Annotated in this window: 18 protein-coding genes; 10 read left to right on the top strand and 8 right to left on the bottom strand. The window is 67.5% G+C overall.

All coding sequences use genetic code 11. The features are described 5' to 3' along the window. Window positions 1-141: 141 nt before the first annotated feature. Window positions 142-1,596, top strand: a complete 1,455-nt coding sequence (locus M6E97_RS13585; RefSeq protein WP_003088056.1) for a TrkH family potassium uptake protein — start codon at window positions 142-144, stop codon at window positions 1,594-1,596. Here the strand turns inward: M6E97_RS13585 and M6E97_RS13580 are convergent, their stop codons facing one another. Together M6E97_RS13580 and M6E97_RS13575 are read right to left on the bottom strand one after the other, a co-directional pair. Beyond that, on the bottom strand, window positions 1,597-2,418 hold the full coding sequence (locus tag M6E97_RS13580) for an aminoglycoside phosphotransferase family protein (protein WP_034005414.1): 822 nt from the start codon (window positions 2,416-2,418) through the stop codon (window positions 1,597-1,599). An 8-nt stretch (window positions 2,419-2,426) separates the two neighbouring features. Next, a complete protein-coding gene (locus tag M6E97_RS13575; protein WP_003088060.1) occupies window positions 2,427-3,314 on the bottom strand; it encodes a LysR family transcriptional regulator in 888 nt (295 codons plus the stop codon). Between the two features lie 85 nt (window positions 3,315-3,399). Here M6E97_RS13575 and M6E97_RS13570 point away from each other — a divergent pair, with 85 nt between their 5' ends. Further along, on the top strand, window positions 3,400-4,227 hold the full coding sequence (locus tag M6E97_RS13570) for a class I SAM-dependent methyltransferase (RefSeq protein WP_034005412.1): 828 nt from the start codon (window positions 3,400-3,402) through the stop codon (window positions 4,225-4,227). A gap of 21 nt (window positions 4,228-4,248) precedes the next feature. Here the strand turns inward: M6E97_RS13570 and modC are convergent, their stop codons facing one another. From modC to M6E97_RS13550, 4 genes are all read right to left on the bottom strand, one after another. Beyond that, window positions 4,249-5,334, bottom strand: coding sequence for a molybdenum ABC transporter ATP-binding protein (gene modC / locus M6E97_RS13565; protein WP_003098212.1), 1,086 nt, complete (start codon window positions 5,332-5,334; stop codon window positions 4,249-4,251). 1 nt (window position 5,335) lies between these two features. Continuing rightward, window positions 5,336-6,022, bottom strand: a complete 687-nt coding sequence (modB, locus tag M6E97_RS13560) for a molybdate ABC transporter permease subunit (RefSeq protein ID WP_003088068.1) — start codon at window positions 6,020-6,022, stop codon at window positions 5,336-5,338. Between the two features lie 12 nt (window positions 6,023-6,034). Then, window positions 6,035-6,790, bottom strand: a complete 756-nt coding sequence (gene modA, locus M6E97_RS13555) for a molybdate ABC transporter substrate-binding protein (RefSeq protein WP_034005410.1) — start codon at window positions 6,788-6,790, stop codon at window positions 6,035-6,037. 116 nt (window positions 6,791-6,906) lie between these two features. Continuing rightward, on the bottom strand, window positions 6,907-7,557 hold the full coding sequence (locus M6E97_RS13550) for a TetR/AcrR family transcriptional regulator (RefSeq protein ID WP_003108711.1): 651 nt from the start codon (window positions 7,555-7,557) through the stop codon (window positions 6,907-6,909). Window positions 7,558-7,690: 133 nt separating this feature from the next. Here M6E97_RS13550 and fan1 point away from each other — a divergent pair, with 133 nt between their 5' ends. From fan1 to lasA, 8 genes are all read left to right on the top strand, one after another. Next, window positions 7,691-9,370: a nuclease Fan1 gene (gene fan1 / locus M6E97_RS13545; RefSeq protein ID WP_034005409.1), complete on the top strand. Its 1,680-nt coding sequence runs from the start codon at window positions 7,691-7,693 to the stop codon at window positions 9,368-9,370. Beyond that, window positions 9,363-11,639: an ATP-dependent DNA helicase gene (locus M6E97_RS13540; protein WP_034005462.1), complete on the top strand. Its 2,277-nt coding sequence runs from the start codon at window positions 9,363-9,365 to the stop codon at window positions 11,637-11,639. Before fan1 ends, M6E97_RS13540 begins: the two co-directional genes overlap by 8 nt. Before the next feature lie 89 nt (window positions 11,640-11,728). Beyond that, window positions 11,729-11,938 carry a hypothetical protein gene (locus tag M6E97_RS13535; RefSeq protein WP_003088087.1) on the top strand — a complete coding sequence of 70 codons (210 nt, stop codon included), beginning with the start codon at window positions 11,729-11,731 and terminating at the stop codon, window positions 11,936-11,938. A gap of 141 nt (window positions 11,939-12,079) precedes the next feature. Beyond that, window positions 12,080-12,607: a type II secretion system protein N gene (locus M6E97_RS13530; protein ID WP_023095790.1), complete on the top strand. Its 528-nt coding sequence runs from the start codon at window positions 12,080-12,082 to the stop codon at window positions 12,605-12,607. Beyond that, window positions 12,594-14,924: a type II secretion system secretin GspD gene (gene gspD / locus M6E97_RS13525; protein ID WP_034005402.1), complete on the top strand. Its 2,331-nt coding sequence runs from the start codon at window positions 12,594-12,596 to the stop codon at window positions 14,922-14,924. The genes M6E97_RS13530 and gspD overlap by 14 nt, the downstream gene beginning before the upstream one ends. Before the next feature lie 167 nt (window positions 14,925-15,091). Beyond that, a complete protein-coding gene (gene acpP / locus M6E97_RS13520; RefSeq protein ID WP_003132735.1) occupies window positions 15,092-15,331 on the top strand; it encodes an acyl carrier protein in 240 nt (79 codons plus the stop codon). Window positions 15,332-15,613: 282 nt separating this feature from the next. Next, window positions 15,614-16,039: a hypothetical protein gene (locus tag M6E97_RS13515; RefSeq protein ID WP_003088094.1), complete on the top strand. Its 426-nt coding sequence runs from the start codon at window positions 15,614-15,616 to the stop codon at window positions 16,037-16,039. A gap of 283 nt (window positions 16,040-16,322) precedes the next feature. Further along, window positions 16,323-17,579 carry an elastinolytic metalloprotease LasA gene (lasA, locus tag M6E97_RS13510; RefSeq protein WP_034005401.1) on the top strand — a complete coding sequence of 419 codons (1,257 nt, stop codon included), beginning with the start codon at window positions 16,323-16,325 and terminating at the stop codon, window positions 17,577-17,579. A gap of 126 nt (window positions 17,580-17,705) precedes the next feature. On the opposite strand, the gene M6E97_RS13505 is transcribed toward lasA, so the two are convergent. Continuing rightward, window positions 17,706-18,497, bottom strand: coding sequence for an EcsC family protein (locus tag M6E97_RS13505; RefSeq protein WP_003106675.1), 792 nt, complete (start codon window positions 18,495-18,497; stop codon window positions 17,706-17,708). A 60-nt stretch (window positions 18,498-18,557) separates the two neighbouring features. Further along, window positions 18,558-19,580: a transporter gene (locus M6E97_RS13500; protein ID WP_003088098.1), complete on the bottom strand. Its 1,023-nt coding sequence runs from the start codon at window positions 19,578-19,580 to the stop codon at window positions 18,558-18,560. Window positions 19,581-19,933: the final 353 nt, after the last annotated feature.

Genomic DNA, 19,933 nt, shown 5'->3' with positions numbered 1-19,933 from the left:
CTATTTGACAATGGAACGGTGTCAGCGAACAGAGAACCTTCGATTCCTGGGATAGGCGATCCCCTGAGATGGTTCCGAAGCCGCCCCGTGGGCGGCTAGAATACGCGGCTGTCCGCCTCTGCTGAAACAGGTCGTTACGGAATGAGCTTTTCCCTGCTCCGCCTGGTGGGATTCATCCTCGGGCTTTTCCTGGTCACCCTGGCGGCCAGCATGCTGATCCCGATGCTGACGCTGGCGCTCTTCCAGCGCTACGACGATTTCGACGCCTTCCTCTGGTCGAGCCTGCTCACCGCGGCTGCCGGCCTCGCGCTGGTCTTGCCGGGACGGCCGGCTCACGTGCATTTTCGTGCCCGGCACATGTATTTCCTGACCACCGCCAGTTGGGTGGTGGTCTGCGCCTTCGCCGCGCTGCCGATGGTGATGGCTCGGCACATCAGCTACACCGATGCGTTCTTCGAGACCATGTCGGGCATCACCACCACCGGCTCCACCGTGTTCAGCGGGCTGGACCAGATGTCGCCGGGCATCCTCATCTGGCGCTCGTTGTTGCACTGGCTCGGCGGCATCGGTTTCATCGGCATGGCGGTGGCGATCCTGCCGCTGCTGCGTGTCGGCGGCATGCGCCTGTTCCAGACCGAATCCTCCGACTGGGGCGAGAAGGTGATGCCACGCTCGCACATGGCGGCCAAGTACATCCTCGGCGTCTACGTCGCGCTTACGTTGCTGGGCGTGCTGTGCTTCTGGTGGGCGGGCATGACCCCCTTCGAGGCGTTCAACCATTCGATGGCCGCCATCTCCACGGGCGGCTTCTCCACCTCCGACGCTTCCCTCGCGCACTGGCCGCAACCGGCGGTGCACTGGGTCGCCGTGTTGTTCATGATCCTCGGCAGCCTGCCGTTCACCCTCTATGTCGCGACCCTGCGCGGCCATCGCCTGGCCTTGCTCAAGGACCACCAGGTGCATGGCTTCATCGGCTTCCTGGCGGTGACCTGGCTGGTTTTCGCCTTCTGGCTCTGGCTGAATTCCGATTACGGCTGGTGGGATGCGCTGCGCCTGGTGGCGGTCAACGTGACGTCGGTGGTGACCACCACCGGTTTCGCCCTGACCGACTACACCACCTGGGGAACCTTCGCGGTCATGCTGTTCTTCTACCTCACCTTCGTCGGCGGTTGCTCGGGCTCCACCGCCGGTGGGTTGAAGATCTTCCGCTTCCAGGTGGCCTTCGTGTTGCTCAGGGCCAACCTGCAGAACCTCGTGCATCCGCGGGCGACCATCCGGCAAAGCTACAACGGCCATCCGCTGGACGAGGAAATCGTCCGCTCGCTGATCACCTTTTCCTTCTTCTTCACCATCACCATCGGCGTGATCGCACTGGGGTTGACCATGCTCGGCCTCGACTGGGTCTCCGCGTTCACCGGTGCCGCGACCGCCGTGTGCAACGTCGGGCCCGGGCTCGGGCCGATTATCGGACCGGCGGGAAACTTTTCCAGCCTGCCGGACATGGCCAAGTGGCTGCTGACCCTCGGCATGCTGCTTGGTCGGCTGGAGATTCTCACCGTACTGGTGCTGTGCACCCGCGCGTTCTGGCGCTTCTGATCAGCCTTCGCGAGACAGGCTGGCGAGGGCCAGGCGGGCGATGGCCAGCTCGGCGTCGGTCTCCTCGCGGCTGCCGTCCTCGTCGAACCAGGCCGCCGAGAGTCCGGTCCAGGCCAGGATCCACAGCAGCAGGCGGCGGCGTTGCAGGCCGCTGGCGGCGACGACGATCTCCAGCTGGCGCTCGAAACGGCCGGGCGCCTGGGCGGTCTTCGCGTCGGGATTGGTGAACAGGTTGGCGTAGTCGTAGCCGCGCTCGCCGTAGAGCCGCTTGGGGTCGATGACTTGCCAGCCGCGCTCGCCGAAGTCGAGCACATTGCCGTGGTGGATGTCGCCATGCAGCGGGCGCTGTTCGCGAGCGGTCTCCAGCAGGTAGCGGGCGGCGTTCGCGCAGTCGACGTAGAGCCCGCCGTAGCGGCGCTCGGCGGCATACAGCGAGTCGAACCAGCGCTCCAGCGGGGTCAGTTCCGGCAACGGATCCGGGCGCGGGGCATGGATGCGTTCGATGGCCTGGCAGAGGATACGCGTAGCCTCGTCGTCGTCGCCGCGCTTGACCATCTCCAGCAGCGAGCGCCCGCCGGTGGCACGCTCCATCAGCAGCGCCTGGTGGTCGTAGGCCAGCACCCTGGCCGCGCCCTGGCCGTCCCACCAGTTGAGCAGTACGTGGCCGAAACGCTCTTCCTCGGCACTGGATATCTTCAGCATCGCCGCTGCGCCGCGATGGCGCACCGGCAGCAGGCGGCTGCTGTGGGTGGCGAAGGGCTCGCCGTCGGGTTGCAACGCCCAGCGCTCGAGGTAGGGCGAGAAATCGAGGGATTCGTTCACGGTCGGTCTCAGGCGCCCAGGCGCTGCTGGATGAAGTCGAGGAAGCACTGGATGCGCAGCGCCAGTTGCGAGTTGCGGTAGTAGACGGCGTGGATCGGTTGCCGGTATTCGCTCATCTGTTCGGCGAACAGCGGCACCAGGCGCCCGTCCTGGATATCGCGGTCGGTCATGAAGCTGGCCAGGCAGGCGATCCCCTGGTGGCTCAGGGCCAGTTGGCGGAGGGTCTCGCCGCTGGAGGCAGAGATATCCGGCTGGATCTCCAGGCGATCGCCGTCGGCGTGCACCACCGGCCAGCGGTTGAGGTGCTCGGGCTGGGTGAAGCCGAGCAGGGTGTGCCCTCGCAGCCCCTCGATGCTCGTCGGCATGCCGTGGCGGGCCAGGTACTCCGGGCTGGCGAGGATGTGCAGGCGGCTGGCGCCCAGCGGCCGCGCGTGCAGGGTGGAGTCGCTGAGTGCGCCGATGCGGATCGCCACGTCGGTGCGTTGCTCCAACAGGTCGATGATCAGGTCGTTGGTGTTGAGTTCGAGCTGGATGTTCGGGTACAGCCGGCGGAACTCGCCGATGTGCGGCACCACCGCGTGCAGCATGAAGGGCGAGGCGGCGTTGATCCGCAGGCGCCCGGCGGGGCTCTGCCGGCGCAGGGCCAGGCGTTCCTCGAGCGCCTCCATCTGCTGCAGGATCTGCCGTGCCTGGTCGAGGAAGTAGCGGCCTTCCTCGGTCAGCTCCATGCGCCGGGTGGTGCGGTTGAGCAGGGTGGTGCCGAGCTTGTGCTCGAGGCGCGAGAGGGTCCGGCTGACGGCCGAGGCGGTCAGTCCCATCTGTTCCGCGGCGGCGCTGATGGAACCGCTGTCGACTACACTGACGAAGCTTTGCAGTTCATCGGAGTTGGCTTTCATTCGTGACTCCAGGGCAATCATTGCCGAAGCATAGCGATGTTTTCGGCAAGGACTGAAGAGGCACGCGTGCCCGCAGGAGGTTTTCATGCCCGGCCACCGCATCACCCTCACCGGAGAAAAGCAGACGCTCCTGATCACCCTCTACGCCAAGGCGCTGGATAGCCGCCTGGACGATTCCATCCTCCATGACCGTTTCGCCGAGGAGGCGGTGCGGCAGATCGACTTCGACTTCTCCAGGGTCGCCCTCGGCAAGGGCAACGAACGGGCCCTGGCCATGCGCTCGCATTACTTCGACCAGGCCTGCCGCGACTTCCTCGGCCGCCATCCCGAGGGGCAGGTGCTCAACCTCGGTTGCGGCCTGGACAGCCGTATCTACCGGGTCGATCCGCCGGCCGAGCTGCCCTGGTTCGACCTTGACTACCCGGAGGTCATGGACCTGCGCGAGCGGCTCTACCCGCCGCGCGCCGGCGCCTATCGGGCGCTGCGCCACTCGGTGGACGACGACGGCTGGCTGCAAGGGGTGCCGCGCGAGCGGCCCGCCCTGGTCCTGGCCGAGGGACTGATGCCTTATCTGCGGGAGTCCCAGGTGCGACGCCTGGTGGAACGCCTGGTCGACCACCTGGGTAGCGGCGAGCTGCTGTTCGACGGCTACGGCCGCCTCGGCATCATGCTGCTGCGCCTGTATCCGCCGCTGCGCGAGACCGGGGCGCAGGTGCACTGGAGCATCGACGACCCGCGCGACCTCGAGCGGTGGCATCCGGCCCTGCGCTTCATCGAGGAGGTCACCGACTACGACCCGCAGGACGTTGCCAAGCTGCCGCAGTCGTCGCGGCTGATGCTGCCGATCTACAACGGCTTCGCCTTCCTGCGGCGGATGGGCCGGCTGATCCGCTACCGTTGGCCCAGGGTCTAGGCGCCGCAGGCGAGGCCGGGGTCAGGCGAGCACCGCCACCGACTTGATCTGCGCCCACAACAGCTGGCCGGGCCGTAGTTGCAACTGGTCCCGCGAGTAACGGGTGATCCGCGCCAGCAGCGGATTGCCGCCGGCATCCAGGCGCACCAGTACGTGGGCCGCGGTGTCGGTATCGACCAATTCCAGAACCCGTACCGGCAGGCGGTTGAGGATGCTGCTCTGGGCGTCGTCGCGCAGGTTCAGGCTGACGTCGCGCGCCTGTACCTTGAAGCGCAGGCGCTTGCCGGGGGCCAGCGGGGCGTGGGCGACGCGCATTTGCAGCGCGCTGCCGGGCAGGACCAGGGTCAGCAGGCCGTAGGCCGGGTCGTGGTCGCTGACCGTGCCCTCGATCACCACCCCGGCGTCGTCGTCCAGCGCCAGCGGCAGGTCGACTCGCGCCAGGGTTTCGCCGATCGGCCCGCTGGCGCGGACCTTGCCGTTCTCCAGCAGCACCAGGTGATCGGCCAGGCGCGCCACTTCGTCTGGCGAGTGGCTGACATAGAGCACCGGGATGTCCAGTTCCTCATGCAGGCGCTCGAGATAGGGCAGGATCTCGCCCTTGCGCTTCAGGTCGAGGGATGCCAGCGGCTCGTCCATCAGCAGCAGGCGCGGGCTGGTGAGGAGGGCCCGGGCGATGCCGACGCGTTGCTGCTCGCCGCCGGAGAGGCGTTCCGGCATGCGTTCCAGCAAGTGCTCGATGCCCAGCAGGGCGCAGGCCTGTTCCAGCTCGACGCGGCGTTCGGCGGCGGCGATGCGCTTGAGACCGAAGGCCAGGTTGCGCCGCACCGTCAGGTGGCGGAACAGGTTGGCATCCTGGAACACGTAGCCGAGGGCACGTCGGTGGGGCGCGACGAAGAGGTTGCGGCGGCTGTCCTGCCAGGTCTCGCCGTTGATCGTCACCTCGCCCTCGGCGGCCTTTTCCAGGCCGGCGATACAGCGCAGGCAAGTGCTCTTGCCGGAGCCTGAATGGCCGAACAGAGCGGTCACGCCACGACCGGGAAGAGCCAGGTCGATGTCCAGTTCGAAGCCGGGGTAGGCGCGGCGGAAGCGCAGGCGCAGGCCGTCCATCTCAGGCCCAGCCCGGCCGGCGGCGCCGGCCCGAATAGAGGGCGAGGAGGACGACGAAGGAGAACGCCACCATGCCGCCGGCCAGCCAGTGGGCCTGGGCGTATTCCATGGCTTCGACGTGATCGAATATCTGCACCGAGACCACGCGGGTTTTCTCCGGGATGTTGCCGCCGATCATCAGCACCACGCCGAACTCTCCGACGGTATGGGCGAAGCCGAGGATCGCGGCGGTGACGAAACCCGGCCGGGCCAGCGGCAGGACCACGCTGAAGAAACGGTCGACGGGGCTCGCGCGCAGGGTCGCGGCAGCCTCCAGCGGTTTCTCGCCGATCGCCTCGAAGGCGTTCTGCAACGGTTGCACGACGAAGGGCAGCGAGTAGAACACCGAGCCGACCACCAGGCCGGCGAAGGTGAAGGGCAGGGTGCCGAGACCGAGGCTCTGGGTGAGCTGGCCGATGAAACCGTTGGGACCCATGCTGACCAGCAGGTAGAAGCCGATCACCGTCGGCGGCAGCACCAGCGGCAGGGCCACCACCGCGCCGATCGGCCCCTTCAGCCAGGAGCGGGTGCGCGCCAGCCACCAGGCGATGGGCGTGCCGATCAGCAGCAGGAGGAGGGTGGTGAGCGAAGCCAGCTCGATGGTCAGCCAGATGGCCGCCAGGTCCGTACTGTCGAGTGGCAACGCCATGCAGGTCCCGCCTTAGAGTTCGTAGCCGTAGGACTTGATCAGCGCGGCGGCCTTGGCGCCCTTCAGGTAGTCGACCAGGGCCTTGGCGGCGGCGTTGTCCTTGCCTTTGTTGAGGATGACCGCGTCCTGGCGGATCGGGTCGTGCAGCTCGGCGGGAACGATCCAGGCCGAGCCGGTTGCGACTTTACCATCCTTGTAGATCTGCGACAGGGCGACGAAGCCCAGTTCGGCGTTGCCGCTGGAAACGAACTGGTAGGCCTGGCTGATGTTCTGGCCTTCCACCAGCTTCGGCCCGAGCGTGGCGGCGAGGCCGAGCTTGTCCATCGCCTGGGTGGCGGCGAGGCCGTAGGGCGCGGTCTTCGGGTTGGCGATGGACAGGTGCCTGAAGCTGCCGCTCTTCAGCACCTCGCCCTCGGCGTCGACGTAGCCGGCCTTGGGCGACCAGAGTGCCAGGGTGCCGATGGCATAGGTGAAGCGCGAGCCGGGCACGATCTCGCCTTCCTGCTCCAGTTTCGCCGGAGTGCTGTCGTCGGCGGAGAGGAACACCTGGAACGGCGCGCCGTTCTTGATCTGCGTATAGAACTGGCCGGTGGCGCCGTAGGCGGCGACCAGCCTGTGCCCGGTGTCTTTCTCGAATTCCTTGGCGATGGCCTGGATCGGCGCGGTGAAGTTGGCCGCGACGGCGACCTGCACCTCGTCGGCGCTGGCGGCCAGGGATACGGCGCTGGCGAGGAGGGCGAGCAACAGCTGGGGCAGGCGGGTGGTCATGGAGTGCTCCTGTGGGGGGGCGAACGAAGTTGGCGGACGGGGCTGGCGCAAGCTTAGGGGTTCGCTATGGCTTTTGGAATATAGCGCTACGCGGAAATTGATCTGGCGCAAGTCGCTCAGCCGGCCAGCGCGCGGAAACGCCGACGCGGCGCGGCCTCGCCGGGGAGTGCCAGGCAGCCGGCGCAGACCAGGCGGACGATGTTTTCCGCCGCCTGCCGGTAGTCGCTCGCGTCCAGCCCGGCCTGGCCGGTGAGGCGCGCCAGTTGCCAGCCGCCAAGGGCATAGGACTCGGTCATCGCCCACAGGTTGAGCAGCAGGTGGTACGGATCCAGCGGCGCCAGCAGGCCTTCGTCGATCCACTGGCGGATGCGCTCGGCGTTGCGTTCCGCCTGGGCGTCGAGGCGTTCCAGCAGCGTCGCCGGCATGCGCGGCGCGCCGCGCATGATCTCGCAGGAGAAGACTCTGGCCGCGTGCGGCCGCTCGGCGCCGATGCGCATCTTGTTGTCGACGTAGGCGCGTAGCGCTTCGGCGGGCGGCTGGTCGCCGGCGAATGGCCGGGAGGCTTCCAGCAGGGGCTCTACGATGCTGTCCAGCACCGCCTCGTAGAGTTGCGCCTTGGAGCGGTAGTAATAGAGCACGTTGGCCTTCGCCACGCCGGCGCGCTCGGCGACGTCGCTGAGCCGGGCGGCGCTGAAGCCGCAGTCGGCGAAGACTTCGCAGGCGGCGTCGAGGATCAGTTGCAGGTTGCGTTGGCGGATCTTCTTCATCGGGACCGATACGGGGCAGGTTTCGTTGTTAATATTTTTATATAACGAATGCCTTGTGCCTGGATAGTCGTCGCCAGGCCGGCGACGCTTGATCGGATGCGCATTGCCAAGCCGTGGGGGCGCTGGTATCTGTATGCATGAACAGTACCAGGCTCCGCTTCCCGTGAATTCCCCAGCGCTTCCCGAACCCTTCTACTACCTGCACAACTTCCGCGCGGTACTCGCCTGGATCGGCGAACGCTATGCCGATCTGCTCGACGATCAGGAACGTGCCTTCATCGCCGCGTTCGCCGAATTGCCCGAGGCCAGCCAAGCCCTGCTGGTGCGCATGGTGATGCGCAAGGGCACGCTGTTCCGCGAAGGCAAGCTGGCCTATGCCGAGATCGGCGACACGCGCGCCGCCGTGCAACCGCTGTTGGCACTGGGCTGGGTGGACGCGCAGCCGGCCCTGGAACTGGCGCAACTGTTCGGCTTGCTGAAGAAGGATGAGTTGTCGCAGCTGTTCAGGGACCATCTCAGGCGCGCGAACCTGCGCAAGGATGCGCTGCTGGAACGGCTCCAGCCGTTGTTCCCCGAGGCGCGGCGGCTCGCCGAGTGGCAGGCCGACTTCGCCGAACCGGTCTACGAGTTGCGCTGCATGGCGCTCTGCGACCGCTTGCGGTTGATGTATTTCGGCAACCTGTGGCAGGACTGGTCGGAGTTCGTCCTTGCCGACCTGGGTATCTATCGTTACGAAAGCGTCGAGTTTTCCGCCGATTCCCGCGGCTTTCGCCTGCGTGCCGACGTCGACGCCTATCTCCACCTGTTCGACTGCCGCCAGCGCTTCGACCTCGGCGAGCCGCTGGAGGAACTGCTCGCCGGCCTGCCGGGCGAACCCTACGCCAATCCCTGGCTGGAAGGGCGGCGGGTCAAGCTGCTGTTCCAGTTCGCCCAGTACTGCGAAAAGCAGCGGGATTTCGACCTGGCCCAGCGGCTCTATCGCCAATCCAGCCACCCCGGCGCGCGCCTGCGGGCGATTCGCAGCCTGGAACGTGGCGAGCGCTTCGCCGAAGCCCATGCATTGGCGCGGGAGGCCAGCTGTGCGCCGGAAAGCGACGCCGAACGCCAGGGCCTGGCCCGATTGCTGCCGCGCCTGCAAGGCAAGCTCGGCCTGCCGCGACAGGCGCGGGCGGCGGCTCCGGAAATCGACCGCCTGGACCTGTGCCTGGCGTTCCCCAGCGAACCCTGTAGCGTCGAGGGGGCGGTCCGCGAGCACCTGGAAGAGCCCGGTTGCGCGGTGCACTACGTCGAGAACGGCCTGATCAATTCGCTGTTCGGGCTGCTCTGCTGGGAGGCGATCTTCGCCGCCATTCCCGGGGCGTTCTTCCATCCCTTCCACAGCGCGCCGGCGGACCTGCACAGCGCCGACTTCCGCCAGCGCCGCGCCGCCCTGTTCGAGGCCTGCCTGGGGCGGCTGGAGGACGGCAGCTACCGCGACGCGATCCGCTGTCGCTACCGCGACAAGTTCGGCCTGCAGTCGCCCTTCGTCTACTGGGAGCTGCTTGGCGAGGAACTGCTCGAACAGGCGCTCGATTGCCTGCCGGCGGCCCACCTGCGCGCCTGGTTCGAACGCCTGCTGGAGGATATCCCGGGCAACCGCGCCGGCCTGCCGGACCTGATCCAGTTCTGGCCGGCGCAGCGTCGCTACCGGATGGTCGAGGTCAAGGGACCGGGCGACCGCCTGCAGGACAACCAGTTGCGCTGGCTGCAATTCTGCCGCGAGCGGGAGATGCCGGTGGCGGTCTGCTACGTGCGCTGGCATGTCGATGACTGAGCAGGGCGGCGAGGCGCTGTACCAGGTGGCGGTGCGCGCGCTTTGCGAGTTCAGCGCCAAGCGCGGCGACCTCGACCTGCGCTTCACCCCGTCGCCCAGCGCCCTGGAAGGCATCGCCGGACATACCCTGGTGACCTCCCGGCGCCCCGCTCACTACCAGCGCGAGGTGGCGCTGGACGGACGCTACCGTCACTTGCAGGTGCGCGGCCGGGCGGATGGCTACGACCCGCAGGCGAACTGCCTGGAGGAAATCAAGACCCACCGCGGCGACCTCGCCCTGCAACCGGCCAACCACCGGCACCTGCACTGGGCCCAGGCCAGGGTCTACGGCTGGCTGCTCTGCGCCGAACGGAAGCTGGAGGAAGTCGAACTGGCGCTGGTCTACCTGGAGGTCGGCAGCCAGAAGGAGACCCGCTTCGTCGAGCGGGTGCGGGCCGACGAGCTGCGGCTGTTCTTCGAGAGCCAGTGCCAGGCGTTTCTCGCCTGGGCCGAGCAGGAACTGGCGCACCGCCAGCGGCGCGACCGCGAACTGGCCGCGTTACGCTTTCCCCACGCCGAATTCCGCCACGGCCAGCGGCAACTGGCGGAGGCGGTGTACAAGGCCGCCTCCGCCGGTTGTTGCCTGATGGCCCAGGCGCCGACCGGGATCGGCAAGACCATCGGCACGCTGTTCCCGCAACTCAAGGCGATGCCCGGGCAGCGCCTGGACCGGCTGTTCTTCCTGGCCGCAAAAACTCCGGGCCGGGCCCTCGCGCTGCATGCCCTGCGCAGCCTGGAAGGGGAAACCGGCGGACTGCCGGTGCGGGTGCTGGAACTGGTGGCGCGGGACAAGGCCTGCGAGCACCCGGACAAGGCCTGCCACGGCGAATCCTGTCCCCTGGCCCAGGGCTTCTACGAACGCCTGCCGGCGGCCCGCGCCGCCGCCGTGGAGGCGCGCTGGCTGGACCAGGCGCGGTTGCGCGAGGTGGCGCTGGCGCACCGGGTCTGTCCCTACTACCTGGGCCAGGAACTGGCGCGCTGGTGCGACCTGGCGGTGGGCGACTACAACTACTACTTCGACCTCGGCGCCATGCTCCATGGCCTGGCCCAGGTCAACCAGTGGCGGGTGGCGGTACTGGTGGACGAGGCGCACAACCTGGTGGAGCGCGGCCGGCGGATGTATTCCGCCGAACTCGACCAGGGCGATTTCCTCGGTGTGCGCAAGACCGCCCCGGAGGCCCTGAGGAAACCGCTGGAGCGTATCCAGCGTGCCTGGAACGAACTGGGCAAGACCCAGGCGGACGACTACCAGGCCTACGACGAGCCACCGCAGAAGCTGCTCCTGGCCTTGCAGAACGCGGTGGCGGCGATCAACGACCTGCTCGCCGAGCAACCGCAGGCGCTGGAGCCGGCGTTGCAGGAGTTCTACTTCGCGATCCTGCAGTTCGGCCGTCTCGCCGAGCTGTTCGGCGAGCATTCGCTGTTCGACATCGAGAAGCGCCCAGGCCGCAACGGCCGCAGCCTGGCCCGGCTGTGCCTGCGCAACGTGGTGCCGGCGGCGTTTCTCGCCGAGCGCTTCGCCGCCAGCCGCTCCACCGTGCTGTTCTCCGCTACCCTCGGGCCGCGCGACTATTACGCCGACCTGCTTGGCCTGCCGGCGGGCACGCCCTGGCTGGAAGTGGACTCGCCATTCAGCGCCGAGCAACTGGAGGTGCACATACAGCGTCGGGTTTCCACGCGCTATGCGCAGCGTCAGGCCTCCCTGGTGCCCATCGCGGCGATTCTCGGCGAGCAGTTTCGCCAGCGGCCGGGCAACTACCTGGCCTTCTTCAGCAGCTTCGATTACTTGCAGCAGACGCTGGACGTCTTCCGCCAGGCATACCCGTGGGTGCCGTGCTGGAGCCAGACGCGACGGATGGACGAGACGGAGCGCCGGGCCTTCCTCGAACGCTTCGTCGCGGGCGGCGAGGGCATCGGCTTCGCCGTGCTCGGCGGTGCCTTCGGCGAAGGCATCGACCTGCCTGGAGAGCGCCTGATCGGCGCCTTCATCGCCACCCTCGGGTTGCCCCAGGTGAATCCGGTGAACGAGCAGATCCGCCTGCGTATGCAGCGCCTGTTCGGTGACGGCTACGACTACACCTACCTGTATCCGGGACTGCAGAAGGTGGTCCAGGCCGCCGGGAGGGTGATCCGCAGCCGCAGCGATCGCGGCGTGGTGCACCTGATCGACGACCGTTTCGCCCAGGCCAGGGTGCGCCGGTTGCTACCGGGCTGGTGGCAACTGCGTTGACCGGTGGCGATACGCCGGCAGGTGCTGCCGGACAGCCGGGCAGCCATGTATAATCGCGTCCCCACGATTTCCCCCGATCCGGATACGCCATGGCTTCCGCTCCCGACGCTCTTCCCCAGGCCCTTTCCTCCGACGACGCTCCGGCCCAGGCCGCGCCGAGCGACGCCAGCGCGTTGCTGAAGGCCGCCCTGGCGAAGAAGAACCAGGCCCAGCTCTATCCGCAGCGGAAGATCCACGACAAGGGCCAGCGTCCCGGCATGGCGCCGCGCGGTACCCGTCGTTCGATGGGCAAGCGCTGAGGCCTTTCCCGCGCCTGGCGTTTTGTGGGCCAGTTCCCGCCACGAAGGATCAAAGCGGGCAGCCTTAACAGTTTTGCCCTTTCGCGGCCGTAGGCCGCAGCCCCATCCCTTATGCTCGCCGCCCCTGGGCGAGCCGCGTCGATGCAGCGCGCCCGTTTGCCGGAATCCGCCTGCTGCATGTCGCGTCACCTTCCATCGTCTTTCGTTTCCCTGCGCAGCCTGGCCGGGCATGCGCCCGCTGTGCTTTGCGTGCTGCTGCTGGCGTTGCTCAGCGCCAGCCTGGCCAGCCAGACGCGCTCGCTGCGCCGCGAGCTGGCGGAATTGCCCGCCGCAGCGGCCCCGGCGTCGCCAGCCAACCCTTCAGCGGCCCCGCGCGCGGCGTTAGCCGGCTTGTTCGGTGGCGCTCCGTCGCCGCGCGGCGCGACGGCGGGCGAGCGTCTGCAATTACGCCTGCTGGCCTGCTTCCTGGCGCGTCGCGAGGACCGCTCGGCGGCGCTGATCGCGGTGGCCGGGCGCTCGCAGCGCTTCCTACCGGGCGCCGAAGTGCGCCCCGGCACCGTGCTGCTGGCGGTTCATCGCGACCATGTGGTGCTGCGCGACCAGGGTTATGAAGAACGTCTGTATTTCCCCAAAGCCGAAGGGGCAGAAACCACCCATGCCACGTTGTAGTACCCGTTCCGCCCAGCGCCTGTCTCCGCTGTTCCTGGTCCTGTCGCTGGCCGTCCTCGGCCTGGCGCCGCCGGTCCATCCGGCACCTGCCGCGACTGCCGCCGCGCAAGAGGAAGAGCAGTGGACGATCAACATGAAGGATGCCGAGATCGGCGACTTCATCGAGCAGGTATCGAGCATCAGCGGCCAGACCTTCGTCGTCGATCCGCGGGTGAAGGGACGGGTCACGGTGGTATCCCAGGCGCGGCTCAGCCTGGCGGAGGTCTACCAACTGTTCCTTTCGGTGCTCGCCACCCATGGCTACGCGGTGCTGCCGCAGGGCGACCAGGCGCGTATCGTGCCGAACATGGAGGCACGCCAGGACGCCGCGCAGAAGACCGTCCGCGATGGGCCGGGCAGCCTGGAGACGCGGGTGGTCCAGGCGCAGCAGACCTCGGTGGCGGAACTGATCCCGATGATCCGGCCGCTGGTCCCGGCCCATGGCCATCTGGCCGCCGTGCCGTCGGCCAACGCGCTGATCGTCAGCGACCGCCGCGCCAACATCGAGCGCATCGAGGCGATCGTGCGCAGCCTCGACCGGGCCGGCGAACATGACTACAGCATCTACGACATGCGCCATGCCTGGGTCGCGGAAATCGCCGAGGTGCTCGATCGCAGCGTCACCCCGGCCGCCGGGAAGAGCGCCGCCACCGTCCAGGTCCTCGCCGACAGCCGCAGCAACCGCCTGGTCCTGCTCGGGCCGCCGCAGGCGCGAGCGCGCTTGCTGCGGCTGGCGCAGTCGCTCGACGTCCCCTCGTCGCGGTCGGCGAACAGCCGGGTGATCCGCCTGCGCCATGGCGACGCCAAGACCCTCGCCGCCACCCTCGGGGAGATCGGCGAATCGCTGCACGGCGAGCGGGGCCAGGATGGCCGGGGAAGCGGCAAGCGCGGCCTGCTGGTGCGCGCCGATGAATCGCTGAATGCCCTGGTGATCCTCGCCGACCCGGAGGATGTCGGTCTGCTCGAGGACATCGTCCGCCAGCTCGACGTGCCGCGTGCGCAACTGTTGGTGGAGGCGGCGATCGTCGAGCTGTCCGGCGAGATCGGCGACGCCCTCGGGGTGCAATGGGCGCTGCGTAGCGGGCATGTCGCCGGCGGCGCTGGCTTCGCCGACAGCGGGTTGTCCATCGGCACCCTGCTAGGCGCGTTGCAGGCCGGCAAGCCGCCGGCAGAGCTGCCCGACGGTGCGATAGTCGGCCTCGGCAGTCGCGATTTCGGCGCACTGGTCACCGCGCTGAGCCGCAATAGCCGCAGCAACCTGCTGTCGACGCCGAGCCTGCTGACCCTGGACAACCAGAAGGCGGAAATCCTGGTCGGCCAGAACGTGCCGTTCCAGACCGGCAGCTACACCACCAGCGCCAGCGGTTCGAGCAATCCGTTCACCACTGTCGAGCGCAAGGATATCGGGGTGACCCTCAAGGTCACGCCGCACATCGGCGAGGACCGCATGCTGCGCCTGGAGATCGAGCAGGAAATATCCTCCATCGCGCCAACCGCCACCCTGGCGGCGAAGGCGGTGGACCTGGTGACCAACAAGCGCTCGATCAAGAGCACCGTACTGGCCGACGACGGCCAGGTCATCGTCCTCGGCGGACTGATCCAGGACGACCTGCTGCGCAGCGATTCGCGGGTACCGCTGCTGGGCGACATCCCCGGCGTCGGCCGGCTGTTCCGCTCGTCCCGCGAGACCCGGGTGAAGCGCAACCTGATGGTCTTCCTGCGACCGAGCATCGTCCGCGATGCCGCCGGCCTGGAGCGCATCAGCCATGGCCGTTACCGTTCCATCCAGTTGCTGCGCGGTGCTGCCGGCGAACCGGTACGCCCGCTGTTCGAGGATGCCGGCGCCATCGACCTGCGCCCCTCCGCCCAGGTCGCACCGGCACCTATTGGCTCGCCGCGCAGCTATCCGGCTCCAGCCCCGGTGCTGATGGAGAAGCCGCGCCTGGCGGACCCGGCGTCCCTGGGCGACGGTCGCGGCGGCGAGGTGCTGGAGGTTCGCCAAGGCACGCACGCGGCGCAGCCGCCGTCACCCCAGCGCTACGCCGTGCGATTGGTCGAGGGCAGCAGCGAAGCCTTCATGCGCGCGCTGATCGAGCGGCATCCGGGCCTGTCGTTGCGTTTGCGCCGCGAACTGCGCGATGGCCAGGAGCTGTTCGCGGTGGAGCGGGGCGACTACCTCGACCCGGAGCAGGCACGCCGGGCCCTGGCGGAACTGCCCGAAAGCCTGCCGCGAGGGAAGGCGCGGGTGATTGCGCATACGCCGGGAAGCGCCCTGTGACGGACTTCGAATCCTTGCGTCGCGCTTCGTCCACCGGATTGACCGGCGCGCTGCGGCGGCCGCGCTCCGGCGCAGCGCCACTGCCAGATCTGGCAGTTGTCGCTGGCGGGGACGAAGGCTTTAGTAGCCGCACTTTTTTCCAGGGCCGGGCAGTGGGACCGCAATGCATGGACGACATCGAGACCAGAGTGAGGAAGCTGGTAGCCGCCCGGCTCGGCGTGGAGGAATGCGACATCCGGCTGGACAGCGATTTCCGTAACGACTTCGGTGCCGAGTCGCTCGAGGTGGTCGAACTGGTCATGGCCCTGGAAGCGGAGTTCGGCGTCGAGATCGCCGATGACGATGCGGAACGGATCGAGACCGTGCGCCAGGCCATCGACTATCTCGAGGAAGCCGTGCCGACCTGACTCCCCCTGGACCACCGGCCGATGCCGTGGTCATTCCCTGCGAAACGCTGTGCGCCACCTCCCGCCCGTGCCGGCGGCAAGGTGCGCGACGTCCCGCGCTTCGATTACGCCGGATCGTCCAGCCCGCCCCGGGCCGATCCGGCTTTTTTTTGCCCGCCACCGCGGTAGCGAGGCAGCCGCCGTCGGTTGGATTTCCTGAATCTTCTGGCGCCTCGCCGGTCGACCGGACAGGGGCGTTGCGCCATTCGCGGTGCGCGCTCGCCATTCGTAACGGAGGTCGCCATGGCTACACGACGGAAAACCACACCCCAGGAAATCGACGACATTCAGGACCGCATGGGTTCGATACGCGAACTCGATTTCGACGAGCGCCGCCAGGCGCGCAAGGCACGGATCGGCGACGAGCGGCCCGAGGCCGAGGTGGAAGCCGAGTTTTCCCCGCGGCGGGTACGCGAGGCGGGCCACGCCGGCGGGCAGCCGGACGAGGACGACGGTTACCAGGATAACGTCGGCATGGACGATCTGGCGCCGGAGACCCTGATCGATGAAAGCGGTGCCCGCTCGCCGGCCGAGCGCGGTGGCGAATCGCCCGCGGACAAGCGCCTGAGGGTCGTGCATGGCAACGAGATCGGCGCTGGCCACGGCCTCGACGAAGCCGAGCTGGCACGTCGCGATCCGCTCGACGGCTCCTCCACCGAGGAACGCTGAGCGCGCGCAGACTGTATCGAAGTATTTCCGGCGCCTGGCGTTCTGTGATCGATTCGGCTCGGTTGTGGTGCGCTGCCGCACGCTTTACCGCCGGATGGAGCGGGGCACCGGATTTACTGCAAAAGCTGATAGTTGTCTTCCCGGGTGACGGCGTTGCACGGTCCTGCGGCGTGCAACCCGGCCTGGGCGAAATACCGGCGGAGCGGACCAGGCTATCCCGTCGGAGGCGATGTCGCCGGGCTGCTGGCTTTCAAGGTTTCCCTTCGATGACCAGGAGCTACCCATGCAGCACAAAAGATCCCGCGCCCTGGCGAGCCCGCGCTCGCCGTTCCTCTTCGCCCTGCTGGCGCTCGCCGTGGGCGGCACGGCCAACGCCCATGACGATGGCCTGCCGGCCTTCCGCTATTCGGCGGAGCTACTCGGCCAGTTGCAATTGCCCAGCGTGGCCCTGCCGCTGAATGACGAACTGTTCCTCTACGGTCGCGACGCCGAGGCGTTCGACCTCGAGGCCTATCTGGCCTTGAACGCGCCGGCGCTGCGCGACAAAAGCGAATACCTGGAGCACTGGAGCGGCTATTACAGCATCAACCCGAAAGTGTTGCTGACCCTGATGGTCATGCAGTCCGGGCCGTTGGGTGCGCCGGACGAGCGCGCCTTGGCGGCGCCGCTGGGGCGGCTGTCGGCGAAACGCGGCTTCGATGCCCAGGTACGCGACGTGTTGCAGCAGTTGTCGCGGCGCTACTACGGTTTCGAGGAATACCAGTTGCGCCAGGCGGCTGCGCGCAAGGCCGTCGGCGAGGACGGCCTGAACGCGGCATCGGCCGCGCTGCTCGGTCTGTTGCGAGAGGGGGCGAAGGCCTCCGCCGTGCAAGGCGGCAATCCGCTCGGCGCCTACGCGCAGACCTTCCAGCGCCTGTTCGGCACCCCGGCCGCGGAACTCCTGCAGCCGCGCAACCGCGTGGTCCGGCAACTCCAGGCGAAGGCCGCGCTGGCGCCGCCATCCAACCTGATGCAATTGCCCTGGCGCCAGGGCTATTCCTGGCAGCCCAACGGAGCGCATTCGAACACCGGCTCGGGCTATCCGTACTCGTCCTTCGATGCGTCCTACGACTGGCCGCGCTGGGGCAGTGCGACCTACAGCGTGGTCGCCGCCCACGCCGGCACGGTACGGGTGTTGTCGCGCTGCCAGGTACGGGTGACCCACCCCAGCGGCTGGGCGACCAACTACTACCACATGGACCAGATCCAGGTGAGCAACGGCCAGCAGGTCAGCGCCGACACCAAGCTCGGCGTCTATGCCAGCAACATCAACACCGCGCTCTGCGAGGGTGGCAGCTCCACCGGACCGCACCTGCATTTCTCGCTGCTCTACAACGGCGCCTTCGTTTCCCTGCAGGGAGCCAGCTTCGGTCCGTACCGGATCAACGTCGGCACCAGCAACTACGACAACGACTGTCGCCGCTACTATTTCTACAACCAGAGCGCCGGCACCACCCATTGCGCTTTCCGCCCGTTGTACAACCCCGGCCTGGCGCTCTGAGTCGGCGCGGGGCCCGGCTCCAGCCGGGCTCCGCGCGAGGCTCCGCCGCGAGCGAAACGGCGCTGAACACCTGGCGCGTCGCTGCCGCCGCGCCCGGCGCCAGGCTGACCGCGTGGGCCGGCATGCTCAGCCGCGCCGTGGCAGCAGGGCGTAGGCGTCGCGAACCACATCCTTGCCGTAGTGGCGCTCCAGGCGGCGGACGACGAAGTGACCGCGCGCCATGGCCTGGAAATGGTTCATGAACACCGTGTTGATCGCCGCGCCGCCGAGGGCGCCGACGATGGGCACGATCTGCGCCGCGAGCTTTTCCGAATACTGCACGCCCAGGCGCTCGGCGACCTTGCGCACCAGGGCCAGGAGCATGGGCGCGGCCTTCTTGCTGCCGGCGTCCTTGCCGAGGAAGTCGGCGGCCGCCTTGACCTGCTGGGCCAGCGCCGTACGCACCGCGTAGTAGCCGGACTCCGACGCGTCGTCCGAGGCGGATTTGCCGCCGAGGGCGAAGACTTCGATACAGGCCATCAGGGTGTCCATGTCCCTGATCGACTCGCCCTCGCTGCGCGCGATGTCGGCGATGGAACGGAAGATGATGCCGGTGGTGACCGGCACCTCGACCAGCATCGCCAGCGGCCCGAAGAAGCCGCCGACGCCACCGGAAACGGCGGCGCCGAGGGTATGCAGGCGGTTCGCCGGTTGACCGCTGGCGTTTTCCTGGAGAGTGGCGGTGGCCGAGCGGGCGACTTTCAGCAGCGCTCCCTCGATCACCGAACCGAGCTTCTCGTTGACCTTCCGCGGCAGCTTCTTCAGGCCGTATTCGATCGGCGTGCCCAGCAGGCTGGTGAGTTGCGCGGTGAGTCCAGGGTTCTCCAGCAGGTTCTTGGCGGCCTGGAGTTGCTTGAGATCGGCGGGGGAAAGGCTCATGGAAGGTCCGGCTGACGGTGGTCGGTCAACCTAACCACTGTCCGCCGGCGTTGTCCACGCTCAATAGTCGCCGCGCTTGCGGAAGGCCCAGCGGCCGGCGAGGAAGGTGAAGCTGGCGACCAGCACGAGCATGATCCAGAAGCCTTCAGGATCGTCGGCGAAGGGAATCCCGCCGACGTTCATGCCGAAGAAGCCGGCGACGATGTTGATCGGCAGGGCCAGCACAGTGACCATGGTCAGGGTGAAGAGGATGCGGTTGTTCTGTTCGTTGAGCTTGGCCGCGATCTCTTCCTGCAGCAGCTTGATCCGTTCGCCCAGGGCGGTCAGGTCGCTGATCACCAGGGAGAACTCCTCGGTGGCTTCGCGCAGCTCACGCAGGTCGGCATCCTGTAGCCATTCCGGCGGTCGGTTGAGCAGGCGCAGCAGCGAACCGGGCTCCAGCGCCAGCAGGCGTTGCAGGCGTACCAGCACGCGCCGCATGGCGCCGAGGTCGGCGCGGTTGGCGGAGAGGCGCAGGGCCAGTAGCTGGTCCTCGATGCGGTCCACTGCGACGCTGGTTTCGCGGACGATCTGGGTCAGCACGTCGCCCTGGTCGCGCAACAGGTGGATCAGCAACTGCAGGGGCGAACGGAAAGGTTCGCCGTGCTTCACCGAAGAGCGCAGCTTGTCCACCGAGCGCAGCGGTTGCGCTCGTGCACTGACCAGCAGCCGGCCACGGGCGCAGACCCACAGGGTGGCCACGTCCGAAGAGACCAGGCCGAAGTTGAAGACCACGTCGTTGACCACTGCCAGCAGCGCCGAGTCGACGTGTTCGATGCGCGTCGAGCGCGACCCCTCGCGCAGGCTTTCGAAGAAATACTCCGGCAGTTCCAGATGCTTCTTCATCCAGCGCTCGCAGGCGGCATGGGCGAGGTTCAGGTGCAGCCAGAGGAACTCGTCCGGCGCCTCCTCGCGAGCCTGCCGCAGGCAGGCGAGGGCGGTAGCCGAGTCGATTTCCCGCCCCGCTTCGCCGGGGCGGAAACGGAAACCGTAGATCAGGCCGAACAGGTCGGCGTCCTGGGGCGGGGAGATACCGTGATGCATGGTCGCTCGCGGGAGAGGATCGGTTGGATAACTTGGCATCGTGACGATGACGCTTTGATTGCAGGACGATGAAGGCCGCTTCGCGGGATGCCCGGCGATGCTTTCCGTTGGAACTGTCGGGGTCGTCTTGCCGTCGCCTCGCGCCGACGAACTACGAGGTGCCGGGAAGTGCTATTTCATTTCTCCCGGTTTTTTATGAAATACGCATCGTAGAGTTCTGATATTTGCCCGCTGGGTTATTTAGTCGATTTGCCGTGCCAGGTGATGGGGGTTGTTTATAAAGTATTATAACTTTTTGATTATATATTGTTTATCAATTAGATAGGCGTGTGATGGCTAAATGGCTGCATGTT

The organism is Pseudomonas sp. B111 (assembly GCF_026428275.1).
GTDB classification, from domain to species: Bacteria; Pseudomonadota; Gammaproteobacteria; order Pseudomonadales; family Pseudomonadaceae; genus Pseudomonas; species Pseudomonas aeruginosa.
The sequence above is the reverse complement of the archived record's forward strand: the minus strand, read 5'-3'. Positions and strand labels throughout refer to the sequence as shown.